Below are 16,963 nucleotides of genomic sequence, written 5' to 3'. Positions count from 1 at the left end.
CGCGCATGCGATTCGACGGCGGTCAGGCCGGCTGGCGCGAGACGCCGCGGCCTGGCTGCACGCTCGATCAGCGCGACTGGCTGACGCGCGGCGGATCGCTGACCGCGCATCTCGCGCGGCTCGGCCGCGTGAACGTGCGCGTGACGCGCGAGGCCGTCGACTGTCCGTGGTTCGACGAGCCCGACGCGCTCGCCAGTTCGCCGCGCGCACCGATGTGGGTGCGCGAGGTGATCCTGTCGGTCGACGGTACGCCGTACGTCGCCGCGCACAGCATCGCGCCGCTCGCCGCAAGCAAGGGCGTATGGCAGGCGATGCGGCGGCTGCGCACGCGGCCGCTTGCGGAGCTGCTGTACAGCGATCCGCAGGTCGAGCGCTCGGCGCTCGTCAGCCGGCGCGTGATCGCCGGCCATCCGCTGTATGCGCTTGCCAGTCATGCGCTTGGCGCAGGCGCGCGAGCGCCGCACGCGTTCGTGGCGCGGCGCTCGGTGTTCCAGCGTCACGGCAAACCGTTGATGGTCACCGAGTGCATGCTGCCGGCGCTGTGGCGTCATCTCGACGCGCATGGCGACGGGCCGCGCTCGGGCGGCCAGGGCGGAGGCGCGTGATGCTGCAGGGCTTCGGGCCGGTGGTCGGGCCGAATACGCATACGATGATCCTCGGCAGCTTTCCGGGCGAGGCATCGCTCGATGCCGCGCAGTATTACGCGCATCCGCGCAATCAGTTCTGGCGGCTTTTGGGGGCGGTTCTGCGTGAGCCGGAACTGCACGCGCTCGCTTACGATGCGCGGCTCGAACGCGTGCTGAAGCACGGCATCGGCATCTGGGACGTGCTCGCCGCGTGCCATCGCGAAGGCAGTCTCGATTCGGCGATTCGGAATGCGAAGCCGAACGACTTCGACTCATTGCGTGAGCATGCGCCGTTGCTGAAGAAGGTCTGCTTCAACGGCAAGACGGCAGGGCGGTTTGCTGAAGTGATCGGCGCCGCCGGTTACGAAACGCTCGTTCTGCCGTCTTCGAGCCCGGCAAATGCTTCGCTTTCGTTCGAGCAAAAGCTGCTGCGTTGGCGCGAAGTCGAAAATTAGCCAGACCTCAACCGGTTCGAACGACTTCGATGCGCTGCGCGAGCATGCGCCATCGCTGAAGCGTGAAGCTAGAAGCTAGAAGCGCTCGACGCGTACCTCGACCGAGTCCTTGGGCACGGTCAGCCGCGTGCGGTCGAGCAGGGCATCAGCGGGTGCGGTGCCGTCCGGGTTCAACGGCCTCACTTTGTTGAACACCACGGAAAAACGCTCCGGCGTGACGGTGGCCGACGCATAACCCTGTGCGTCGTGGTCGGCGTAGCGCAGGTCGGGGTTGTTCGTCATCAGGAAGGTGTCGAGTTTGGCCGGGGTGGCGGCCAGCGACGCAAGCGGCGTGCCGCCCCATGCGGCTTTCACGTAGGAATAGAAGGACGCGCTGCTGATGCCTGCGCAGACGAAATCGACTGCCACGGGCGTACCTGTTGCAGGATCGGGGTCGTCCCGCACGACGCCGCACTGAAACGCATGCAGGTCCCCGCTGATCGCGACGACGTTGCGGATCCCCTGTTCGTTCAAGTATGAGAGCAGTTCGTGTTTGTGCGCCGGATAACCGTCCCATGCGTCGCAATCGACCACGAGGCGTGCTGCCGGTGTCTTCGGCGCGCCTGGCATCACGGCCCACAGACGGTTCAACATCACCTCGTTGCCCCACACCTTCCAGGTCGCGGGCGAACCCTTTAGCGTAGCCTTCCACCATTGCGTCTGCTCCGGGCCGAGCATCGACGGCGCGCGACCAAGCTGCGCGGTATCCCGCGCCTCGAAGCGCTGCAGCACATTCTGGTTGACGAAGTAGCGCGAGCCGGCTGCGTCATCGCCATTGACCGGGTCGTGCCCGTGTGTGCGCGCGACAGCCGCCTCGCTTACGACATGGTCGTCGCGATACAGCCGCTCGTCCGTCATCACGAGATGCATCAGCATGCCGAAGCGAAATTCGCGATAGATGCGAATGTTGGTGTACGACGGATTGTCCGGTTCGAAGCGCACGTCGCTCCAGTCCACCGGCATGTACTCCGCCCATGCGCGACTGGCGTTGCGGCGACGCTGCGTCTCCTGCCTTTCCTCGTTGGTGTAGACCTGACGATCCTGCCAGCAGTCGTCGGAAAATTCGTGGTCGTCCCATATCGCGATCATCGGCAGGCGCCGGTGCAGCGTCTGCAAGCGCGGGTCGGTACGATAGGTGCGGTAGAGCGTCCGATAGTCTTCGAGCGTATCGGCATACAGGCGGCCATCGGCGAGAGGTTTTCCGTCAGGCAGGCGCAGCGGAGGATGCGCCGCCTCGACTGCGCCGGGTCTCGAGGCCCCAACCGTTTCATAGATGTAATCGCCCACATGCACGACGAAATCGAGATCGCTTTCGGCTGCCAGCAGGCTCATGGCTTGCCAGTGATTGATGCTCCAGTCCTGGCAGGTGAGCCATGCGAAGCGAACGCGGTCGTTGGCCTCATGGGCATCCGGAGCCGTGCGCGCGACGCCGCTGGCACTCGCGTCGTCGCCGGCGACGAACCGGTAGTGATACGTGATATTCGGTGAGAGCTGCGTGACCTTCGCGCGCACGGTGAAATCATAGGTGGCGCGTGCCCTCAACGGTACGCTGGCGACGAGAGTCGAGAAATCCGGCCGCGTCGATACTTCGAGCCGTAACGGTATCGTGTGCGCGACGCCTTTTGCGCGGTGCCGCGCGTCCTCGAAGACTGGCACGCATCGCGTCCAGAACACGATGGAGCGATCGCGCGGATCGCCGCTGGCGACGCCCTGCGGGAACCGATACCGGCCTTTGCGCACTGTGCCGGCAGACGGGACCGACCGCGGAACGCCAAGCGTACCGGTGGCTGCCGCAATCGTGAAAAAGGTCGACGACTTGAGGAAATGGCGGCGATCCATCGATCCTCCCGATCGGCATACTATGGATGCCAGGAGAGGCGCGTCGCGATGCAGCAGTACGCGATCGTGCCTCGCGAACCTTCAGTGCCGTTCGACTTCTCCGCGCCGAACGGCCGGTTGCGAAATCGAAAGGAGCGGCAACGGACAAACCGAACCCGAAGCTGCCGCGCCACGACTCGACTCCACGGGTCAGGGCTTCGCATCGCCTTGCTTGGCGCCCATGGCCGCGGCAATGCGACTTTGTGCAGCGACGAGTTGGTCATCGGTGGTCGCCACCAGCCACAGACGTGCGTGCTCCTCGATCCGACGGTTGTGGTCCTTCAACGGACCCATCGCGGCAGCGGCCTTCCAGACCACCGGGCCGACTCGGCTGCTCCTGCCCGACGGCGCGCCTACCAGCAGGCAGTAAGGTCCCAGCGGAAGCGATACGAACGGAAGTGCCGGACTGGCGATCACGCGCCAGTCGATGAAGGGTGTATCGCTGATCAGCAGCGGCGTGGGCAAGCCGTAGAGCACACTGAAATCGTACAGCGCCAGCTGCTCTCTCATGCCGACGTAAATTCGCCGGATGTCGTCGACAACCGCCGCGCGGATCTCGTCCTCGAACATGGGTTCCTGCGCGTAGCGGGCAAATGCCTTTCGAGCCTCCCATTGATACGCGCTGAACATGCCGATCTCCACGCAGTCCTGCACTGCGCGCTGAACCTCCGCTACGGAACCGGCTTCCTCTGGCGTGCCCAACTGCGCAGCCCGCAAAAAGCGGGCGAGTCCCGACTCGTGGATCGCAGGACCATCCGCAGAGGCATCGTCGTCAGCGTTCTTACCCAGGGGCACGTAGATATATTTCTCGGCAGCGAAATGCGATTTCTTGCCTTCGTCGAACTTGATTTCGCCATCGACGCAGTCGAGATAGCGAGTCCCGATTCGACCGTGCTCCCAAACCCAGTTTTTCAGGAACGGGCGTAGTGGATGTTGTCTGTCGTGATCGGCCATTGAAACCTCCAGGTTTTCCAGTATGAGCCATTCCAGCAACTCTTCTTGTCGTTCGAGGCCATGTGGTCCCTCGTCGTGGCAGCGAGCCGTTGCGGCTCGACGTGGACGGGCGGAAAGGTGGCGGTCTTCATCAGGCAACTTCCTCTAACGCCGATGCGATGCATTATCGTTCACGCCGAGCGCGGTTGCACGTCGGTCGGTCGACGGAGCGCAAGGGGCGATCCGTCTCGGCGGCCCCCACCCGCACCAATGCTATCCTCTCGTCCGCTCATCCAGCGTCACCCAACGAGATTCAATCATGACCCGACTGATCAAGCGTGCGTCCGCCGAGGCGCGTGCGTTCAAGCAAGGCAAGCCGTCCTCCTACAACGGCTCCGAAAAACTCCAGCCGCCGCGCGTGAAGCGCCGCCCGGAAATCGACGAATACGACGACGTGCCCGTGCTCGAAGCGCCGCGCAAGCCGCGCTTCGCGCCCGTCACGTTCTCCGAAGAGGGCGGCGTGCGCTTCCTGCACTTCGGCACCGAATGGGTGCAGGGTGCGATGCGGATTTCGAAGCCGCTGCATATCGAACTCGAATACGCACAGCAGATGATGGCGTGGCTGCTGTTCCTCGAAACGCCCGAGCGGATCGTCCAGCTCGGGCTCGGCACCGGCGCGCTGACCAAGTTCTCGCACCGCTTCCTGCCGCACGCGAAGGTCGAGGCCGTCGAGCTGAACCCGGCCGTGATCGTCGCCGCGCGCACGATGTTCGCGATGCCGCCTGACGACGCGCGCCTCGCCGTGCACGAAGCCGACGCCTGGGATTTCGTCAACGATCCGGCCAATCGCGGCACGACGGGCGCGATCCAGATCGACCTGTACGACGCGACCGCGCGCGGCCCCGTGCTCGACAGCGTCGCGTTCTACCGCGCGGTGCGCGGCTGCCTCGCCGACGCGGGTATCGCGACGATCAATCTGTTCGGCGATCATCCGAGCTTCGTGCGCAACATGAAGCACCTGAACGCGGCGTTCGATCATCGCGTGATCGCGCTGCCCGAAGTGCACGACGGCAACCGGATCGCGATCGCGTTCTCGGGCCCCGCGCTCGACGTGCCGTTCGCGCAGCTCGACGCACGCGCGAAGCTGATCGAGGACACGCTGAAGCTGCCCGCGCGCAAGTGGGTGAAAGCTTTGAAAGAAACGACCGGCGCACGCGACGCGTCGTTCGCGATCTGACGCTTCATGCGCCGGCGGCATGCCGGTGCAACCGCGCGACAAGGGGCGGATCACCTCGGGTTCGCCCCTGCTTGACCGCGTGCTCGCGGCTCCTATACTGGCGCGAAGCCAGCGGAGCCGCAGCCTACCCGTTTTGCCGCTCCTCTCGCCGCCGTACCCGCTCAACAAGATCGATAACCGGGAAAGATGAGGAGACGTCATGGCTCACGATGCCGACGCCAACCGAGCCGCCAAGCGCTGGCTCTGGCTGCTGGTACTGCCGCTGATCGCGATGGTCTGGGTGCCGTCGTACAACAAGGTCGATCCGCAATGGCTCGGCTTTCCGTTTTTCTACTGGTACCAGTTGCTGTGGGTCTTCATTAGCGCGGCGATCACCGCGTTCGTGTACTTCAAGACCAAGAACGCGTGGAAGGCGAGCGGCCCGCAGGGAGGTGCGCGATGAATCTCGGCGCAACCTTCGTCTTCGTCCTGCTGTTCATCGGCGTCACGATCATCGGTTTCCTGGCTGCGAACTGGCGGCGCGGCGATCTTGCCCATCTCGACGAATGGGGCCTCGGCGGACGCCGCTTCGGCACGATCGTCACATGGTTCCTGCTCGGCGGCGACCTCTACACGGCATATACGTTCGTCGCGGTGCCCGCGCTCGTGTTCGGCGCCGGCGCGATGGGCTTCTTCGCGCTGCCTTATACGATCCTGATCTATCCGTTCGCGTTCGTCGTGTTTCCGAAGCTGTGGAGCATCGCGAAGCGGCATGGCTACGTGACGGCCGCCGACTTCGTCAATGCGCGCTACGGCAGCCGGATGCTCGCACTCGCGATCGCGGTGACGGGCATCCTCGCGACGATGCCGTACATCGCGCTGCAGCTCGTCGGCATCGAGGTGGTGATCGGCGCGCTCGGTTTCGACACGACCGGCTTCGTCGGCGACCTGCCGCTGATCATCGCGTTCGCGATCCTCGCCGCGTACACGTACACGTCGGGGCTGCGCGCGCCCGCGATGATCGCGATCGTGAAGGACGTCCTGATCTACATCACGATTGCCGCGGCGGTCATCGTGATTCCCGCGAAGCTCGGCGGCTTCGGGCAGATCTTCGCTCACGTGCCGCCCGCGAAGCTGCTGCTGAAGGCGCCGGACGCGGCGAGCCTGAACGGCTACAGCGCGTACGTGACGCTCGCGATCGGCTCGGCGCTCGCGCTGTTCCTGTATCCGCACTCGGTCACGGCCATCCTGTCGTCGTCGTCGGGCAACTCGATCCGCCGCAACATGGCGATGCTGCCCGCTTACTCGTTCGTGCTCGGCCTGCTCGCGCTGCTCGGCTACATGGCGCTTGCGGCGGGCGTGAAGGACATGCCGCAGTACGCGCCGTACTTCAAGGCGTTCGGCCCGAACTTCGCGGTGCCCGCGCTGTTCCTCGAGTATTTCCCGTCGTGGTTCGTCGGCGTCGCGTTCGCGGCGATCGGCATCGGCGCGCTGGTGCCGGCGGCGATCATGTCGATCGCGGCCGCGAACCTGTACACGCGCAACATCCACCGCGAGTTCATCAACCGCAACATGACGCACGACCAGGAGACGCACGTCGCGAAGCTCACTTCGCTGATCGTGAAGGTCGGCGCGGTCGCGTTCATCCTCGGGCTGCCGCTGACCTACGCGATCCAGTTGCAACTGCTCGGCGGAATCTGGATCATCCAGACGCTGCCCGCGATCGTGCTCGGCCTGTACACGCGGCTGCTCGACCATCGCGGCCTGCTGATCGGCTGGGCGGCCGGCATCGTGTGCGGCACGTGGATGGCGGTGTCGCTGAAGCTCGCGAGCTCGATCTTCACGATCCACCTGTTCGGCCTCGCGATTCCCGGCTACGCGGCCGTGTGGTCGCTGATCGTGAACCTCGTGGTATCGATCGTGGTGAGCGTGCTGGTGCGCGTATTGGGCATGGCGCATGCGGAGGATCGCACGCGGCCGGAGGATTATCTCGACGTCGTCGAAGGCTGACGCGGGCGGCGCGACGGCCGCCGCCGCGGCTCGCGCGACGCAACAACGAACACGCCCGCCACCGTGAGGTGGCGGGCGTGTTTTTTACGTCAGCCCTGTGCGCGCTTCGCGAGTTCCTCGCGTTGCGACAGATCCTCGACGTTGACCATCCAGTGCACGCCGAAACGGTCCTTCGCCATCCCGAAGCCGAGCGCCCAGAACGTCTTGCCGAACGGCATCGTCACTTCGCCGCCGTCGGCGAGCGCATCGAACAGCTTCTTGCCTTCCTCGACCGTCGCCGGGTTCAGCGACAGCGAATAGCCGGCGTGCGTGCCGGCCGGCTGGCTGCAGTCGCCGTCCGAGCACATGATCATCGAGTCGCCGATCGTGAAGCTCGCATGCATTACCTTGTCGGCCATCTCGGGCGTGATCGCGTGTTCGGGATTCGGCGGCGCATCCTTGAAGTGCATCTTGAACATCGTCTTCGCGCCGAGCGCCTTTTCGTAGAATCGAAGGGCTTCGTCGGCGCGACCGTAGAACGTCAGGTACGGTTGAACTTGCATCGTTGTCTCCTGTAGTGGGTCGGGCCCGCGCGTCGGCGCGGGTTCGGCGTCGTGCAAGATTGACTGGGAAGGGGCACGTCGAGAGGCGGCCGGCGCACCCGTGACGTGGATTGTAGTGCGCGTGCTTGACGATGGAATGAAAAATAAAACGGCCGCGAACATCACGTTCGCGGCCGTTTGCGGCGCGCTTGCTGACGGCTGTTGTCAGTGCTGCTGACAGCCGCTGACGCGCGGCACGCTTCAGCGCAGCGCGTCGATCAGCTTCTCGAGCTTCACCGCATCGGCGGCGAACACGCGGATGCCTTCGGCGAGCTTTTCGGTTGCCATCGCTTCGTCGTTCAACTGGAAGCGGAACGACGCCTCGTCGATCGCCACGCGTTCGGCCGGCTTGTCCTGCAGCGCTTCCGGCGACAGCTTGCGCGAAACCGTCTCGTTGCTGTCCTGCAGCTTCTGCAGCAAATCGGGACTGATCGTCAGCAGGTCGCAGCCGGCGAGTTCGATGATCTGGCTGGTCGTGCGGAAGCTCGCACCCATCACTTCGGTGTTGTAGCCGAACGTCTTGTAGTACGTGTAGATGCGGCGCACCGACTGCACGCCAGGGTCGTTCGCACCGCCGTCCTTCGCTTCATCCCATTCCGCGCCGGCCTGCTTCTTGTACCAGTCGTAGATGCGGCCGACGAACGGGGAAATCAGTTGTGCGCCGGCTTCCGCGCACGCGGCGGCCTGCACGAGCGAGAAAAGCAGGGTCATGTTGCACTTGATCCCTTCCTTCTGCAGCACCTCGGCCGCGCGGATGCCTTCCCACGTCGACGCGAGCTTGATCAGGATGCGCTCGCGGCCGATGCCGGCTGCTTCGTACAGCTTGATCAGTTCGTGCGCCTTGTCGATCGAGCGCTTCGCGTCGAACGACAGGCGCGCGTCGACCTCGGTCGACACGCGGCCCGGGATCAGCTTCAGGATCTCGGTGCCGAACGCGATCAGCAGGCGGTCGATGATGAAGTCGGTGCTTTCGTTGCGATGATCGCGGACGGTTTTCTCGAGGATCGGCTTGTACGCATCCTTCTGGACGGCCTTCAGGATCAGCGACGGGTTCGTGGTCGCGTCCTGCGGCTTGTATTGCGCAAGCTGCTGGAAGTCGCCCGTGTCGGCGACGACGGTCGTGTACTGCTTCAGCTGGTCGAGTGCGGTAGTCATGGCGATTCGGAAGAAGGGCGCGGGGCGCCGGGTTCTCACGGGCCGCGCGAGCGCGGCGGCGAAGCGAAGCGGCGCCGGGCGCCGCTTTCGATCCATCATTTTAGGCCCGATTCGTGTCGGGCACGTTTTGGGACGTCCCGCGGTGTGCACGTCAACCGCCGCGGCGGGCGGCGAGCCGCGTCACGCCGGGCGTCGCGCGTTCAGGATCACCTGCGTGACGATCCCCGCGACGAGCCCCCAGAACGCCGAGCCGATCGACAGCAGCGTGAGGCCCGACGCGGTGACCATGAACGTGACGAGCGCGGCTTCGCGCTGCTTCACGTCCTGCATCGCGTTCGCGAGCCCGCTCATGATCGAGCCGAACAGCGCGAGCGCGGCGACCGACACGACGAGCGCCTTCGGAAGCGCCGCGAACAGCGCGGCGATCGTCGCGCCGAAGACTCCGGCGACCAGGTAGAACGTGCCGCACCACACGGCGGCCGTGTAGCGCTTCGCGTGATCTTCATGCGCTTCGGGGCCCGTGCAGATCGCGGCGGTGATCGCCGCGAGGTTCACGCCGTGCGAGCCGAACGGCGCGAGCAGCAGCGACGCGAGGCCGGTCGTCGCGATCAGCGGCGACGACGGCGTCCGATAGCCGTCCGCGCGCAGCACCGCGATGCCCGGCACGTTCTGCGACGCCATCGCGACGACGAACAGCGGAATGCCGATGCTGACGATCGACGCGATCGAAAACGCGGGCATCGTGAACACGGGCTGCGCGAGCGCGACGTGGAAGCGGCTGAAGTCGAGCAGGCCGAGGCCGCCGGCCACCGCCGTGCCGACGATCAGCGTCGTTACGATCGCATAGCGCGGCGCGAGCCGCTTGACGATCAGGTACGTGAAGAACATCGCGAGCACGAGCGCGGTCTGGAACTGCGCGGCGCGGAAGATCTCGATGCCGATCTCGAACAGGATGCCCGCGAGCAAGGCCGCTGCGATGCCGGCCGGAATCCGGCGCATCAGCGTGTCGAACAGGCCGCTTACGCCGATGGCCGTCAGCAGCAGCGCACACACGACGAACGCGCCGATCGCCTCGGCGTAGGGCACGCCGGGCAGCGACGCGATCAAGAGCGCTGCGCCGGGCGTCGACCACGCGACGACGACCGGCGCGCGAAAGCGCAGCGACAGGCCGATCGTCGTCAGCGCCATGCCGATCGACAGCGCCCAGATCCACGACGAGATCTGCGCATCGGTGAGGTGCGCGGCGCGGCCGGCCTGGAACATCAGCACGAGCGAACTCGTGTAGCCCGTCATCATCGCGACGAAGCCGGCGACGAGCGCCGAGACGGACGTGTCGGCGAAAAAGCGGCGGCCGCCGGCGCGGCCCGCGCTCGCGGTGGGCGAGGGGTTCATGCTATCTCCGGGAGGAGGCCGCCTGGACGCGGCCTTCGTGTCTGCTGGTTGGATGCGTTACTTGCTGAGTGCGCGCATCGCGGTTTCGAGGCCCGCGAGCGTGAGCGGATACATGCGATGGCCGAGCAGGTCGCGGATGACCGCGACCGACTGCCGGTATTCCCATAGCCGCTCGGGCTCGGGGTTGAGCCACGCATGATGGGGGAACTGGTCGGCGAGGCGGCGCAGCCATACGGCGCCGGCTTCCGGGTTGTTGTATTCGACCGAGCCGCCGGGCTGCAGCACTTCGTACGGGCTCATCGTCGCGTCGCCGACGAAGATCAGCTTGTAGTCGGGCGTGAACTTGTGCAGCACGTCCCACGTCGCGGTGCGCTCCGAGTGGCGGCGGCGGTTGTTCTTCCACAGGTGGTCGTACACGCAGTTGTGGAAGTAGAAGAATTCCAGGTGCTTGAATTCGGCCTTCGCGGCCGAGAACAGCTCTTCGGTGCGCTTGATGTGGTCGTCCATCGAGCCGCCGACGTCGAGCAGCATCAGCACCTTCACGTTGTTGTGGCGCTCGGGCACCATCCGCAGGTCGAGCCAGCCCGCGTTTGCGGCCGTGCTGCGGATCGTGCCGGGCAGGTCGAGCTCCTCGGCCGCGCCTTCGCGCGCGAAGCGGCGCAGCCGCCGCAGCGCGACCTTGATGTTGCGCGTGCCGATCTCGACGGAATCGTCGTAGTCGCGGTATGCGCGCGCTTCCCACACCTTCACCGCGGTGCGGTTGCCGTTCGACGGGCCGCCGATGCGCACGCCTTCCGGGTTGTAGCCGCCATGCCCGAACGGCGACGTGCCGCCCGTGCCGATCCACTTGTTGCCGCCTTCGTGGCGTTCCTTCTGCTCTTCGAGCAGTGCCTTCAGACGCTCCATCAGCTTGTCGAGCCCGCCCATCGCTTCGATCTGCGCCTTTTCCTCCGGCGACAGCTCGCGCTCGAGGCGCTTCTCGAGCCAGTCGAGCGGAATGTCGAACGCTTCGGACGGCAGCGCGGACACGCCGTGGAAATACGCGCCGAATGCCTGGTCGAACTTGTCGAAGTACTGCTCGTCCTTGACGAGCGTCATCCGCGCGAGGAAGTAGAACGCGTCGATCGACGGCGAGATCAGCCCGGCCTTCAGCGCTTCTAGCAGCGTCAGGTATTCCTTCACCGAGACGGGCAGCTTGGCTGCGCGCAGCGCGTAGAAGAAATTGAGCAGCATGGCCGGGCCTTCGCGGGTGGGGACGATTACCGGTTGTGCCGGTTCATGTAGACGAGCCGTTCGAGCAGGCTCAGGTCCTGCTCGTTCTTCAGCAGCGCGCCCGCGAGCGGCGGCACGATCTGCTTCGCATCCGTGCCGCGCAGCGCGTCGGCCGGGAGGTTCTCGGCGAGCAGCAGCTTCAGCCAGTCGAGCAGCTCGGACGTCGACGGTTTCTTCTTCAGGCCCGACACGCCGCGCAATTCGAAGAAACTCTCGAGCGCCGCGCGCAGCAGTTCCTCGCGGATGTCGGGGAAGTGGACCGCGACGATCTTCTGCATCGTCGACGGGTCGGGAAACTGGATGTAGTGGAAGAAGCAGCGGCGCAGGAACGCGTCGGGAAGCTCCTTCTCGTTGTTCGACGTGATGATGACGAGCGGGCGGTGCTTCGCGCGTACCGTCTCGCGCGTCTCGTACACGTGGAATTCCATCCGGTCGAGCTCGCGCAGCAGGTCGTTCGGGAATTCGATGTCGGCCTTGTCGATCTCGTCGATCAGCAGCACGCTCGGGTGCTCGGCGTCGAACGCCTGCCACAGCACGCCCTTGACGATGTAGTTCGAGATGTCCTTCACGCGCTCGTCGCCGAGCTGCGAGTCGCGCAGCCGCGACACAGCGTCGTATTCGTACAGGCCCTGCTGCGCCTTCGTCGTCGACTTGATGTGCCACTGCAACAGCGGCATGTCGAGCGCGGCGGCCACTTCCTCGGCGAGCATGGTCTTGCCGGTGCCGGGCTCGCCCTTGATCAGCAGCGGGCGTTGCAGCGTCAGCGCGGCATTGACCGCGAGCTTCAGATCGTCGGTGGCGACGTAGTGCGAGGACCCTTCGAAACGCATGGCGGCGCTCTTCTTTCTCGGGAAAAAAACCCAGTATAAGTCAGAAGGGCTGTGCGGTTGGGCCGCGCCCGCGTATCGTAGCGGGGCTGTGGCGGGGCGGACCGGGGCGCCTGGTGGACGCGTTCCCCGCCGACGCGGTACAATCTGGCCGTTTTTTTTGGCCTGCGTGGCGATCCGATAAGCAAAACGGCGCGGGCCGTTGCCGCTTAGGCGCCAGTTTCCCCTCAAGCTAGGTTACAAGAGCTATGAACAAATTCGTCGGCAAACACGTCGTTGTCGCAGCGCTCGTGGCGCTCGCGGGCAGCGCGCAGGCGGCCGGTGTGGTCGGCAACCCGAAGGACGGGGCGAGCAAGGCCGCCATGTGCATCGGTTGCCACGGCATCCAGGACTACCGCGCGGCGTACCCGGAGGTCTACCGGGTGCCTGTCCTCGGCGGCCAGAACCAGCAATACCTCGAGAACGCGCTGAAGGCCTACCGCAAGAAGGATCGTCATTTCCCGTCGATGAACGCGATCGCCGGTTCGCTGACGGACCAGGACATCGCGGATCTGGCGGCCTACTACGCCGCCCAGAAGGCCGACACGAAGGACAATCCCTACAAGTAAAGCGCGCGCCGCCGATCTCTCCGGCGGGACAGGAGCATTCATGAACAACGCATTCAAGACGGCGGCGGTTGCACTGGCGGCCGGCCTCGCGATCGGTACCGCGCACGCTGCGGACACCACGAAGGGCAAGGAACTGGTCGAATCGCACAACTGCGCGGCCTGCCACGGCGCGCAGATGAACAAGCCGATCAACGCCGAATATCCGCGCCTCGCCGGCCAGCATGCCGACTACCTCGTGTGGGCGATGCGCCAGTACCAGATGGGCCTGACGAACCCGCTGATCGGCCGCAACAACGCGATCATGCAGGCGCAGGTGCAGAGCCTGTCGGTCAGCGACATGAAGGACATCGCGGCCTACATCGAATCGCTGAAAGAGACCGATCTCGTGTTCAAGAAGTAAGCGCGACGGGCCTGTCGGGCCCGCGCAGCAAAAATACCCCGCCGAGGCGGGGTATTTTTTTGTCCGCGGCCCGGGGGCTGCGTGCCGGCGCCGCGGCGCTCAGTCGCGCGACGCGCGGCGCAGGATGCGCTGCAGGTATGCGTCGGTGTCGGGCGGCGTGTTGGTGCGCTGCGCTTCCCAGATCGTCTCGCCGAGGCATTCCATGATCGCGTGCTGCGCGTCGTGGGTCGAGTCGAGTTTCGCCGCCAGCTTGTCGTGCGCGGCGCGGATGCCGGGCGGCTGGTCGATCGACAACTGCTCGCTGATCGCGAGATGCATCGACAGATGCAGGAACGGGTTCGTGCGGCCTTCCTCGGGCGTGTAGTTGCGCGCGGCCGCGCCGTCGGCATCGTCGAGTTCGGCGTGGTACTCGGGATGCTCGACGATCCAGTCGGCCGCCATCGCTTCCAGCGGCGTCAGGATCTCGCCCGCGCGCTGCTTGCGCCAGGTCTCGGTGAAAAAGCGACGCACTTCGTCGCGGCTTGGATTGAACATGGTGGGGGAACGTCGTGATTCGGGCGGCGTCGTGCCGCGTCGCGCATTGTACGCCGGGTCGGCGGACGGCGCTGGAGACGGCCCGGCGGCGGGCTGGAGCGGTTGGCGCGGCAAGCGGCAGCGGGGCGGACTGCCTGGCGGTGCGGGTGCGCGGCGATGGCCGGTTGAATCCGCAGCCGGTTGCGGCCGCTCCGTACCGGTCGGCGAAACGGGTAAGCGTGAACAGGCCCTAGGCTTGCCGCCGCCGCGCCGCTAAACTCCGACGATTCCCTTCATCGCGCCGTTCTCATCCGTTCCGTCATGACCGCCACCGCCCGCTCATCGTCCGCCGCCCTGCAGGGCACGCTCTACGTCGCGCTGTCCGCCGCCGCGTTCGGTGCGATGGCGATCTTCGGCCGGTACGCATACGCGGCCGGCGTCGACGTGCTCGGGCTGCTGATCGTGCGCTTCGCGATCGGCGGCGCGGTGCTCGCCGCGATCGCGCGGCACCGCCGTGTCGCGTGGCCGCGCACACGCGCGCTCGCGCCGCTCGTGGCGATGGGTGCGCTCGGCTACGTCGGCCAGTCGTTCTGCTATTTCAGCGCGCTGCAGCACGCGCAGGCGAGCCTCGTCGCGCTGCTGCTGTACCTGTATCCGGCGTTCGTCACGCTGCTGGCCGCGTGGTGGCTCGGCGAGCGCCTCACGCGCGCGAAGGCCGTCGCGCTCGTGCTGTGCGTCGCGGGTTCGGCGCTGATGGTCGGCGGCGGGCACGGCGAGCCGCTCGGGATCGCGCTCGCGCTGGCTGCCGCGGTGATCTATTCGCTGTACATCGTCGGCGGCACGAAGGCGACGCGCGGCGTCGATCCGCTCGCGACCACCGCGATCATCTGCCTGTCGGCGACCGCGACGCTCGTGGCGATCGCCGTCGTGCGGACCGCGGCGTTCGGCGCGCCGCCGCGCTGGCCCGCGACGGCCGCCGGCTGGGCGTCGATGCTCGCGATCGCGCTCGTCTCGACGGTCGCGGCAATGCTCGCGTTCTTCGCCGGGCTCGAGCGGCTCGGGGCCGCGCGCACGTCGATGCTGTCGACGCTCGAACCGGTCGTGACGGTCGCGCTCGCGGCGCTGCTGTTCGGTGAAGCGCTGTCGCCGCTGCAGTGGGCGGGCGGCGTCGCGATCCTTGCGGCCGTGCTGGCGCTCGTGCGCGCGGGCGGCGCGGCGGCCGACGATGCGACCGCGACGTCCAACGCGTAGTCGGGGAGGGGAAGGGCGTGTACGTCGTGACGGAGCCTGCGTGGCGGGCCGGCGCGATGCGCCTCTGTCGAGCCTGACGCTTATTCGTTGGGCGGCGGCGTCTTCGGCCTGAATTCGCACAGCGGCTCGATCGCGCAGTGCCAGCATTCGGGCTTGCGGGCCTTGCACACATAGCGCCCGTGCAGGATCAGCCAGTGATGCGCGTCTTGCAGGAATTCCTTCGGCGTGAACTTCTCCAGCGCGGCCTCGACGGCGCGCACGTCCTTGCCCGGCGCGAGCCCCGTGCGATTCGCGACACGGAAGATGTGCGTGTCGACCGCGATCGTCGGTTGGCCGAACGCGGTGTTCAGCACGACGTTTGCCGTCTTGCGGCCGACGCCCGGCAGGCTTTCGAGCGCTTCGCGATCGGCCGGCACCTCGCCGTCGTAGCGCTCGAGCAGGATTCGGCACGTCGCGACCACGTTCTTCGCCTTGGTTCGGTAAAGACCGATCGTCTTGATGTACTCGGTGACGCCTTCCTCGCCAAGCGCGACGATTTGTCGCGGGGTGTTCGCGACCGGAAACATCTTCCGCATCGCCTTGTTGACCGACACGTCGGTCGCCTGCGCGGACAGCATCACGGCGATCAGCAACTCGAACGGCGTCGTGTATTCGAGCTCGGTGGTCGGATGCGGATTGAGGCTCTGCAGCGTTTCGTAGATCGCGTGTCTTTTGCTGGCGTTCATGGAGCGTTCTGGTCGGGCGGTGCGGACGGGCCGCCTTGGTCGTCGTTGCCTGCGTCGTGGTCGTCGCCGTCCGCCGCGGCGGCTTCGGCGTCGCGCTGCGCCTGCTGTTCGGCGAGCCGTTTGCGGCGGGCCTCGGCCGCGTCGATCTGCGCCTGGACGGCCGCGCTCACGCCTTCGGTGTTCTTCGGCCCGGCGCCTTGCCCGGAGAGTTCTTCCTTCTTCTTGCGCGCGCGTTCGAGCGCGGCGGCGATGATCGCGCGTTTCTTCGCGTCGGCATCGTCGGCGGCCGGTGCGGTGGCCGGCGTGCCCGGCTGCGCTGCGGGTTGTTCTGCGGCCGGCTTCGCAGCGCCGGCACTGGCCGCGCGGCGTGCGGCGGCGCGCGCTTCGGCGGCCTCGCGTTCGCGGCGCTGGCGGGCGAGCCGGAGGTCATGGCGTTCGCGCGCGGCATCGGCCTGCTCCTGCGACCACGCGTCCCAGCCCGTGCGATCGCCGGTCACGGGCAGCATCGCGATGCAGTCGACGGGGCATGGCGGCACGCACAGGTCGCAGCCCGTGCAGAGCGACTCGACGATCGTATGCATCTGCTTCGGTGCGCCGACGATCGCGTCGACCGGGCACGCCTGCATGCACAGCGTGCAGCCGATGCACAGGCTTTCGTCGATGAATGCGACGGCACGCGGATGCTCGCTGCCGTTGACGGGGTTCAGCGGAATCACCGGCTTGCCGAGCAGGCCGGCGAGGCGCGCGATGCCTTCGGCGCCGCCGGGCGGACACTGGTTGTAGTTCGCATCGCCGGCGGCGATTGCCTCGGCATACGGGCGGCAGCCGTTATAGCCGCACTTCGTGCATTGCGTCTGGGGAAGCAGATCTTCGATACGATCTGCGAGTGTTTTGGAGTCGGTCACGGTGACAACGGGCGCAGCGGCGCCGAATGGCTCTCGGCCGCACGGGGCGCGGCCGGAAAGGTTTGCCAAAGCTCGATTATCGCCGATTTCCCGCATTGCGCTGGACGCCGTCTGTGCGCATAATCGAACCGCTTTTTTGCAGGGGCTCAGCAGGAGGGCGGCCGCACGCGGCGCGCC

The 16,963-nt window shown here is 66.4% G+C and carries 18 protein-coding genes; 8 read left to right on the top strand and 10 right to left on the bottom strand.

Annotated features, from left to right (window positions below; genetic code table 11):
* The first annotated feature begins 5 nt into the window (after nucleotides 1-5).
* Together FPJ27_RS31165 and FPJ27_RS31160 are read left to right on the top strand one after the other, a co-directional pair.
* Complete coding sequence (locus FPJ27_RS31165) at nucleotides 6-605, top strand: chorismate lyase (protein ID WP_204424014.1); 600 nt, start codon at nucleotides 6-8, stop codon at nucleotides 603-605.
* A complete protein-coding gene (locus tag FPJ27_RS31160; RefSeq protein WP_072440820.1) occupies nucleotides 605-1,081 on the top strand; it encodes a DNA-deoxyinosine glycosylase in 477 nt (158 codons plus the stop codon). Before FPJ27_RS31165 ends, FPJ27_RS31160 begins: the two co-directional genes overlap by 1 nt.
* A 75-nt stretch (nucleotides 1,082-1,156) precedes the next feature.
* Here the strand turns inward: FPJ27_RS31160 and FPJ27_RS31155 are convergent, their stop codons facing one another.
* Nucleotides 1,157-2,959, bottom strand: a complete 1,803-nt coding sequence (locus FPJ27_RS31155; protein WP_204424012.1) for an alkaline phosphatase D family protein — start codon at nucleotides 2,957-2,959, stop codon at nucleotides 1,157-1,159.
* 189 nt (nucleotides 2,960-3,148) lie between these two features.
* Nucleotides 3,149-3,952, bottom strand: a complete 804-nt coding sequence (locus tag FPJ27_RS31150; RefSeq protein ID WP_072440944.1) for a hypothetical protein — start codon at nucleotides 3,950-3,952, stop codon at nucleotides 3,149-3,151.
* A gap of 298 nt (nucleotides 3,953-4,250) precedes the next feature.
* On the opposite strand from FPJ27_RS31150, the gene FPJ27_RS31145 reads away from it, so the two are divergent.
* From FPJ27_RS31145 to FPJ27_RS31135, 3 genes are all read left to right on the top strand, one after another.
* On the top strand, nucleotides 4,251-5,168 hold the full coding sequence (locus FPJ27_RS31145; protein ID WP_204424010.1) for a spermidine synthase: 918 nt from the start codon (nucleotides 4,251-4,253) through the stop codon (nucleotides 5,166-5,168).
* A gap of 199 nt (nucleotides 5,169-5,367) precedes the next feature.
* Nucleotides 5,368-5,610 (top strand): DUF3311 domain-containing protein, encoded by a 243-nt coding sequence (locus FPJ27_RS31140; protein WP_072440815.1) that lies wholly within the window; start codon nucleotides 5,368-5,370, stop codon nucleotides 5,608-5,610.
* Nucleotides 5,607-7,157 (top strand): sodium:solute symporter family protein, encoded by a 1,551-nt coding sequence (locus FPJ27_RS31135; protein WP_204424008.1) that lies wholly within the window; start codon nucleotides 5,607-5,609, stop codon nucleotides 7,155-7,157. Before FPJ27_RS31140 ends, FPJ27_RS31135 begins: the two co-directional genes overlap by 4 nt.
* Before the next feature lie 89 nt (nucleotides 7,158-7,246).
* Here the strand turns inward: FPJ27_RS31135 and FPJ27_RS31130 are convergent, their stop codons facing one another.
* The 5 genes from FPJ27_RS31130 to FPJ27_RS31110 form a co-directional block, all read right to left on the bottom strand.
* On the bottom strand, nucleotides 7,247-7,699 hold the full coding sequence (locus FPJ27_RS31130; protein WP_072440943.1) for a VOC family protein: 453 nt from the start codon (nucleotides 7,697-7,699) through the stop codon (nucleotides 7,247-7,249).
* A gap of 240 nt (nucleotides 7,700-7,939) precedes the next feature.
* The gene (gene tal, locus FPJ27_RS31125; RefSeq protein WP_204424006.1) at nucleotides 7,940-8,893 is read right to left on the bottom strand and encodes a transaldolase; all 954 of its coding nucleotides are present in this window, start codon (nucleotides 8,891-8,893) and stop codon (nucleotides 7,940-7,942) included.
* 180 nt (nucleotides 8,894-9,073) lie between these two features.
* Complete coding sequence (locus FPJ27_RS31120) at nucleotides 9,074-10,285, bottom strand: benzoate/H(+) symporter BenE family transporter (RefSeq protein ID WP_204424004.1); 1,212 nt, start codon at nucleotides 10,283-10,285, stop codon at nucleotides 9,074-9,076.
* Nucleotides 10,286-10,342: 57 nt separating this feature from the next.
* Nucleotides 10,343-11,518, bottom strand: coding sequence for a VWA domain-containing protein (locus tag FPJ27_RS31115; protein ID WP_204424002.1), 1,176 nt, complete (start codon nucleotides 11,516-11,518; stop codon nucleotides 10,343-10,345).
* A 26-nt stretch (nucleotides 11,519-11,544) separates the two neighbouring features.
* On the bottom strand, nucleotides 11,545-12,387 hold the full coding sequence (locus FPJ27_RS31110) for a MoxR family ATPase (RefSeq protein WP_034184811.1): 843 nt from the start codon (nucleotides 12,385-12,387) through the stop codon (nucleotides 11,545-11,547).
* A gap of 245 nt (nucleotides 12,388-12,632) precedes the next feature.
* Here FPJ27_RS31110 and FPJ27_RS31105 point away from each other — a divergent pair, with 245 nt between their 5' ends.
* Complete coding sequence (locus FPJ27_RS31105; RefSeq protein ID WP_011885616.1) at nucleotides 12,633-12,992, top strand: cytochrome c; 360 nt, start codon at nucleotides 12,633-12,635, stop codon at nucleotides 12,990-12,992.
* A 40-nt stretch (nucleotides 12,993-13,032) separates the two neighbouring features.
* Nucleotides 13,033-13,392 carry a cytochrome c gene (locus tag FPJ27_RS31100; RefSeq protein WP_034184812.1) on the top strand — a complete coding sequence of 120 codons (360 nt, stop codon included), beginning with the start codon at nucleotides 13,033-13,035 and terminating at the stop codon, nucleotides 13,390-13,392.
* A gap of 99 nt (nucleotides 13,393-13,491) precedes the next feature.
* Here FPJ27_RS31100 and FPJ27_RS31095 read toward each other — a convergent pair whose 3' ends face one another.
* The gene (locus tag FPJ27_RS31095; protein WP_034184813.1) at nucleotides 13,492-13,926 is read right to left on the bottom strand and encodes a DUF1841 family protein; all 435 of its coding nucleotides are present in this window, start codon (nucleotides 13,924-13,926) and stop codon (nucleotides 13,492-13,494) included.
* 300 nt (nucleotides 13,927-14,226) lie between these two features.
* Here FPJ27_RS31095 and FPJ27_RS31090 point away from each other — a divergent pair, with 300 nt between their 5' ends.
* The gene (locus tag FPJ27_RS31090; RefSeq protein ID WP_204424000.1) at nucleotides 14,227-15,156 is read left to right on the top strand and encodes a DMT family transporter; all 930 of its coding nucleotides are present in this window, start codon (nucleotides 14,227-14,229) and stop codon (nucleotides 15,154-15,156) included.
* A gap of 80 nt (nucleotides 15,157-15,236) precedes the next feature.
* Here the strand turns inward: FPJ27_RS31090 and nth are convergent, their stop codons facing one another.
* Both nth and rsxB read right to left on the bottom strand, forming a co-directional pair.
* Nucleotides 15,237-15,881: an endonuclease III gene (gene nth, locus FPJ27_RS31085; RefSeq protein WP_072440806.1), complete on the bottom strand. Its 645-nt coding sequence runs from the start codon at nucleotides 15,879-15,881 to the stop codon at nucleotides 15,237-15,239.
* Nucleotides 15,878-16,882: an electron transport complex subunit RsxB gene (rsxB, locus tag FPJ27_RS31080; RefSeq protein WP_204423999.1), complete on the bottom strand. Its 1,005-nt coding sequence runs from the start codon at nucleotides 16,880-16,882 to the stop codon at nucleotides 15,878-15,880. Before rsxB ends, nth begins: the two co-directional genes overlap by 4 nt.
* Nucleotides 16,883-16,963: the final 81 nt, after the last annotated feature.

The sequence above is a fragment of the Burkholderia sp. MS455 genome (assembly GCF_016899445.1).
GTDB lineage: Bacteria > Pseudomonadota > Gammaproteobacteria > Burkholderiales > Burkholderiaceae > Burkholderia > Burkholderia pyrrocinia_C.
The sequence above is the reverse complement of the archived record's forward strand: the minus strand, read 5'-3'. Positions and strand labels throughout refer to the sequence as shown.